General features: G+C 36.7%; 4 protein-coding genes and 1 pseudogene. 2 read left to right on the forward strand and 3 right to left on the reverse strand.

What is annotated here, in order from left to right; all coding sequences use genetic code 11:
- The first annotated feature begins 92 nt into the window (after positions 1–92).
- Positions 93–815, forward strand: a complete 723-nt coding sequence (locus tag V7266_RS21095) for an EcsC family protein (protein ID WP_335470616.1) — start codon at positions 93–95, stop codon at positions 813–815.
- 20 nt (positions 816–835) lie between these two features.
- On the opposite strand, the gene V7266_RS21100 is transcribed toward V7266_RS21095, so the two are convergent.
- Positions 836–2011: a M20 family metallopeptidase gene (locus tag V7266_RS21100; protein WP_335470618.1), complete on the reverse strand. Its 1176-nt coding sequence runs from the start codon at positions 2009–2011 to the stop codon at positions 836–838.
- Positions 2012–2160: 149 nt separating this feature from the next.
- On the opposite strand from V7266_RS21100, the gene V7266_RS21105 reads away from it, so the two are divergent.
- The gene (locus V7266_RS21105) at positions 2161–2796 is read left to right on the forward strand and encodes a phosphatase PAP2 family protein (RefSeq protein ID WP_335470620.1); all 636 of its coding nucleotides are present in this window, start codon (positions 2161–2163) and stop codon (positions 2794–2796) included.
- 16 nt (positions 2797–2812) lie between these two features.
- Here the strand turns inward: V7266_RS21105 and V7266_RS21110 are convergent.
- Both V7266_RS21110 and V7266_RS21115 read right to left on the reverse strand, forming a co-directional pair.
- Positions 2813–3034, reverse strand: a pseudogene (locus tag V7266_RS21110) (hypothetical protein); the annotation flags it as partial.
- Between the two features lie 26 nt (positions 3035–3060).
- Positions 3061–4620 carry a recombinase family protein gene (locus V7266_RS21115; RefSeq protein WP_335470622.1) on the reverse strand — a complete coding sequence of 520 codons (1560 nt, stop codon included), beginning with the start codon at positions 4618–4620 and terminating at the stop codon, positions 3061–3063.
- Positions 4621–6248 lie beyond the last annotated feature (1628 nt).

Here is a 6248-nt window from a genome sequence, read left to right on the forward strand (position 1 = left end):
ATATCCCCTTTCTAAGGGGAATTTTTTTTGGAACTATTGGGCGGTTCAGCTCGTATAGATTCATAAAATAAAAAGGAGAGGAGTTGGTCCAATTGAACGAATATGAAGTAAAAGTGTACGAAGAAGTAGAAGAATGGAAGCGAAGAATGATCAGGCGTTCAGGTATGATGAATCGGTTATCGAAAAAGGCACAAGTGAAAATAAACGAATGGATACCAGAAAAGGTACATGAAATGATGACAGACAGCATCAAAGCAATGGTCAAGGCAACATTATTCGGCTCACAGCTCACAACTAATAGAGGTGAGGCTAACGAGTTAACCCTGGCTGAGAAAGATGAATTAGTACGCAAAAAGATTTCCGTTTATCAAAAGACGGCCATTGTGGAAGGAGCGGGCACAGGGGCAGGAGGAATTTTGCTGGGGCTTGCAGATTTCCCTTTACTTCTTACCATAAAAATGAAACTTCTATTTGAAGCAGCATCTATTTATGGTTTTGATACAAAAAAATATGAAGAGCGATTATTTATTCTTCATGTGTTTCAATTAGCCTTTTCAAGTGATGAAATTCGGAAAAACACCTTATCAGAAATTGAACATTGGGAACAGAGGAAAATGGAACTCGTCGAAATGGATTGGCGTAAGTTTCAGCAGGAATACCGGGATTATATTGATCTTGCTAAGCTTTTTCAACTTGTTCCAGGTATCGGAGCTTTCGTTGGTGCCTATGCCAATAATAATCTTCTAAAAACCTTAGGTGACACAGCGATGAATTGTTATCGTTTAAGACTACTGCAAAAAGCCCCTGAACTATAAAGTTTGGGGCTTCTGGATAATTATTTATTTTGGACGTTCAGTGCGGCTGAAACTAAGGTTTTAGCAGCAATTAGCATCGCTTTTTCATCTATATCAAATTTAGGGTGATGGTGTGGATAACCCTCTTCTTCGCGAATTGGTTTTGCTCCGGTGAAAAAGAAGGTGCCTGGAACCTTTTCTAAATAATAGGCAAAATCTTCTCCGCCCATTTCTGGTTCTGTCTCTTCAATGATTGAGACCTCAGATACAAACTGAGCAGAGTGGATGAGAATCTCCGTTTCTTTTTCATGGTTCACGACAGGAGGGTAACCTCTAAAGTAGTCAAACTGATAGGAACTGCCTGATGCATAACAAGTGCCATGGATGATTCTTTCCATTTCTTCTTCAATAAACTGTCTGAGATCTTCATTAAATGTTCGAACGGTCCCTGTCAGCTTTGCTCTGTCAGCAATCACATTAAAGGCATTTTCTGCTATAAATGAAGCGACCGTAACGACAGCCGGATTAACGGGGCTAACCTTGCGGCTGACAATTTGCTGCAGATTGACGACAAGCTGTGAAGCTGTCACAATAGCATCTCGAGTTTTATGTGGCTGGGCCCCGTGCCCGCCTTTCCCAAGAATCTCTATTTCAAATCGATCGGCTGCAGCCATCATCGGACCTGTTCGGTATTGAATAGTCCCTGTCGGTACACTTGCCCAAAGATGTGTCCCAAAAATGACATCCACTCCTTCTAAACAGCCCGCTTCTATCATGGCTGCAGCTCCGCCTGGTGCATATTCCTCGGCGTGTTGATGAATAAAAACAAAGGTTCCTGCTAACTCATCTCTAAGCTCATGCAATGTTTTTGCCAGAATAAGAAGGGTGGCAGTATGGCCGTCATGACCACAGGCATGCATGACGCCGGGGACTAATGATTTGTATGGTACTTCCTTTTCATCTTGAATAGGTAATGCATCAAAATCCGCGCGCAAGGCAACAGTCTTACCGGGTTTTCTGCCATAAACTTTTGCCACTACTCCATTGCCGCCGACTTGTCCTATTACTTCTATATTTAACTTTTTATAATATTCTTGAATAAACTTTGCAGTTTCATATTCCTGAAAAGATAATTCCGGATGCTGATGAAGGTAGCGGCGGATAGAGATCATTTCATCATAGTACCCTTCTAATTTAGTGAACAAGTTGTTTAACATCTATAATCCCCCTTATAGTTCATAGTAAAGAATGTATTTTCAAACAATTTTAACACTTTTAACACTATTATATAGATTTTTATGGTTATTTTTTTTATACTTTTAAAAGTATTGCAGACAGAGAGATATAAGGGTTGGGGGGGGAGTTTTTGAAAAAGAAATCGGTTGTTTTTCTAATAATTGCGTTCTTAATGGCTTTATTTACTTCTATTAAAGTGGCTTTACACAGTACTTTTTGGATGGACGCTTATGTTGCGGATTTGTTCAAACACGTTCCCGATAAGGCAATTCCATTTTTCATTCATGTAACGGAACTGGGAGATAAAAAAGGGATTGGCATTTTAGCGCTGGTGATATTAGTATGGCTCCTTTTAATAAAGCGGAACTATGCAGGGGCTGCCATGCTCGCACTATCACTTGCCTTAGCGAATGAAGTGTATAAGGTATTAAAGGATATGTTTGTCCGTCCTAGACCTGATTTAGAGCATCTGGTTGATGTTAAAAGCTATAGTTTTCCCAGCGGTCATGCATTGGTTGGCATGGTGCTTTACTTTACAGTTGCCTATTTATTAATCGAGGAAATCCAGTCAAGGTCGGCCAAATGGTTAATTGCCATTATTGCTTCAGTAGTATTACTCCTAATTGGGGCTAGCCGGATCATTTTACAAGTCCATTATCCATCCGATGTGTTTGGCGGCTATGCCTTAGGATTTATTTGGGCAACTATTTGGATATTCTTATACCAATACTTCAATAAACGTTATACGAAGAAGAGGCCGAGCTAATGCCGGCCTCTTTATGTTAGATAAGAAACATTGCTACTATGGTTGTTACAACTAGACCAGCCACTACAGGGATTAGGTTTCGTCTCGCTAATTCAAACGGGTCGACCTTACAGATGGCTGCTGCTGGGATTAAGGCCCATGGTACAAGGGTTCCGCCACCGATCCAAATGGCAGCAATTTGCCCAAGTGCAGTAAGTGTCGCGGCCCCTTTCCCGATGGCGGCAGCAAACAAACTAGCGTCTGCTACTTTATGCTATTGAAAATTTATTGAAAAAAAGGGAGGTTTAATACAACGTGCAACTCAAATTCCGATCTTTTGCCTTTCCTTCTATGTGTAATAGTTAACTCCACAAGATCAAAAATAAAATGTAAAAGTTCATTCTGGAAAGGGGGTTCTATTGATTCAAATGTATCCAAAACACTTCCAATTTTCCTTTGGAATTGCTCCAAATCAATGGATAAAGGCTTATCTTTTACTTCTTCTTGTTTTTGTATCTCTTCAATTTTTACTTGGGTTTCTTCGATTTGTTGGACATATTGATTGTTTTTTGCTTGGTATATATCTTGGTCAATGATCCCTTTCTCCGCATAGTCATCATAAAGGCGCAGACGAAGCTTTCTAAGTTTCTCTAATCGCTTTTGGAGTTCCTCAATTGCAAGTAATGAATAATGCTCCTGTTTCGGAACAGAAACATTTTGCTCGATTTTTTCCAAAAGAAGCTTTTCATCTATGTCTTCAAAGTTTTTTAAAATATCGATAATTCGTTCCAGAACACGTTCATAAGAAATATTCCCTTGGCAACAGCCGAGCAAATAAAGGACATAGGATTTTTTTTCCCCTTTTACATTGGTATAATAGCTCTTTGTATGCCGTTTAATCATATTTTTCCCACAAACGGAACACTTTACGAGTTTGCTTAAGGGGTGGACTTTTTTATAAAGATTAGGGTCATGTTTAACTTTAATGGATTGGATACGTTCCTGTGCGCTTTTAAATAGCTCATCATCAATCATATGATTGTTCATTTCAGCAACCGTCCACTGGTCTTTTGGTTGCAATTTGGCTTTCTCACCCTTTAATTTAGTTTTGCCGTAAATAGAATAGCCTACATACTTTTCATTTAATAGAAGTCTTTTAACGGTAGTTTTTAACCATTGTTTTCCTCCAGGTGAAGGAACTTGCTGTTGATTTAACAAATCAGCTATTCGTTGATATCCATATCCATCTTCCGCATACCATTTGAAAATCTGTTCAACAATCTCTTTTTCACCTTCCTTTGGAATAAGTGTTTTAGTTTTGGCATCCAATTGAAATCCATAGGGAATCGGACCACCGATAAAAAATCCTCTTTCAGCAGCGGCTTTTCTACCAGATACCATTCTTCCACGGATGATTTGCCATTCTTCGTGGAATAAAAAGAGTTCCATCCGTAACATTCGAAGGTCGTTTTCATCCGTGCAATTAATCACGCGGTCAGGTGTAATGATAAGAATTTCATTTTGGGTCAAAAGTTCATATAAAATTCCAGCATCTTTTTGGCTGCCACGGCTTAAACGTGAAATGTCCTTTACGACGATGGCATCATACTTTTCTTGTTTAATTCCCTCAATAATCCTTTTCATTTCATGTCTTTTCTCAAGACTGGAGCCTGTTACAATTTCTTCAAATGTATGATATGGAAAGGGAGCATTCTTTAAAAAGTTTCTCAAGAGTACCCGTTGTGCTTGCAGGGTATCTTCATTGGTTAATTTCTCTAACTTTAAATCTTGACGACTTTTCCGTAAGTATAAGGCTGCAAATTTTACTTTCCTTGGAAGTCTCATACACTTTCTCCTTCCTCGCAAGAACCACTTATACATAATCCATTAGTGAAAAAAGATAATAATAGATCCATCAAAAATTACGCATCTTAAAATGGCGAATAGTAAGGATTCCTTTTTATTAGAACTATAACCTTTTTAATAATTTATTCATTTAATTCAAAGTTTAATATATTAGATTTAAAGACATTTGGTTTCGGAAAATTAATTCCAAATGTATGTGCTAATAATTATAAAAAAATTTTTATTAAACTCAAAAGGAAAATCCATTATTCCCCAATGCTTGACATTCAACACACGCTTTCTTTATGTAAGGTAAAAACAAATGTAATGCTTTCCATAATAAACCTCTAATAAAGGCACTTCATCAACAACGTTACCACATTCAAATTAACTACGAGTAAAAGGAAGAAGTTAAACAAAGTCTCCAAATTTGATCCTTCTCTTATAAAAATCGATTGGTACTGGATGCTCTAAAATATGTAATTGATCCTTTCATTACAGTAAAATACAGTTCAAAGGGTTCATCCCAGTCTTTGTTATAAAGGTTACAGGTTAGAATAAGAAACCTTGAGACTCGTAAAATTAAATTTTCCTTTAGTTTTAAAAGAGATTGGTCTCGCCAATTTCATTCATGATTTTTATTAAAGTCATCTGTTCCATTACTTAGCTCCTTACTTTAAGTTTTAAGGTAAAAAAAGATAGGATTAACCCTATCTTCTCCATAATTTCGCTTAATATTCATTGTGATAAATACATGTTCATAAATATGAACAAAATTAGTGAATGGACATACCATATTTGGACGATAATTATGGGGTTCTTTTAGTCGCGGGAGGATGGAGAAGAGCATGCAGAAGTTATTCGTGATGCAGCAATTGGCAAGGATTACTTTTATAGTATTTATAGGGGTAAAAGAAAACCAAGCAGAGATAGGGCATTACATCTAGGATTTGGATTAGAGTTGACATTTGACGAGATGAACCTTTTTTTTAAAAAACTAGGACATAACGAATTGTATCTAAGAAATGAAAGAGATTTTATTGTTAGTAGCTGTTTAAATAACAAAGAAACCATATTTAAAACAGATGAGGTCTTAGAAGAAATGGGATATGACCCTATTTGTACTGAAAATTAACTAAATTATTGATGGCTTCAGATAAAATTTATCACATGATTTAAAAGGACTATTTTGCCTTAGATTTAACATCTTTGCGAAAGGATGGCTGGAGATCGTTTCGTATAGGTGTGTTTGAATTAATTAAAAAATCACTTCCTTTGAAGTGATTTTTTTCAGTTGATAAGAAAGGGTGTTTTTCCTCACTTATTAAAGTTATAAACATTACTCCTGGGAAAAAGGGAAGCAATCTAATCTATTGGGAACCCTTCCCTTAAATGATATTTATTTAGGTAAAGTGTTTAGGTATAATATAGCATATAAAACGTTTATTGCTAAAAATTCCAGGTGAATCGTTCAGAATACCTAGAGGGGGATATAATAATGTCTGGTAAAGAATATATACAGATTAGTATATTTAATGAGGAATCTGAGGAAGAAGAACAAGATAAAATCAGCAAACAAGATTATGAAGACGAAGAAGAAAAAGATGAAGAAAATGAAGATGAAAATG

Origin of the sequence: Neobacillus drentensis, assembly GCF_036965645.1 — a bacterium.
Classification (GTDB): Bacteria; Bacillota; Bacilli; order Bacillales; family Cytobacillaceae; genus Neobacillus; species Neobacillus drentensis_D.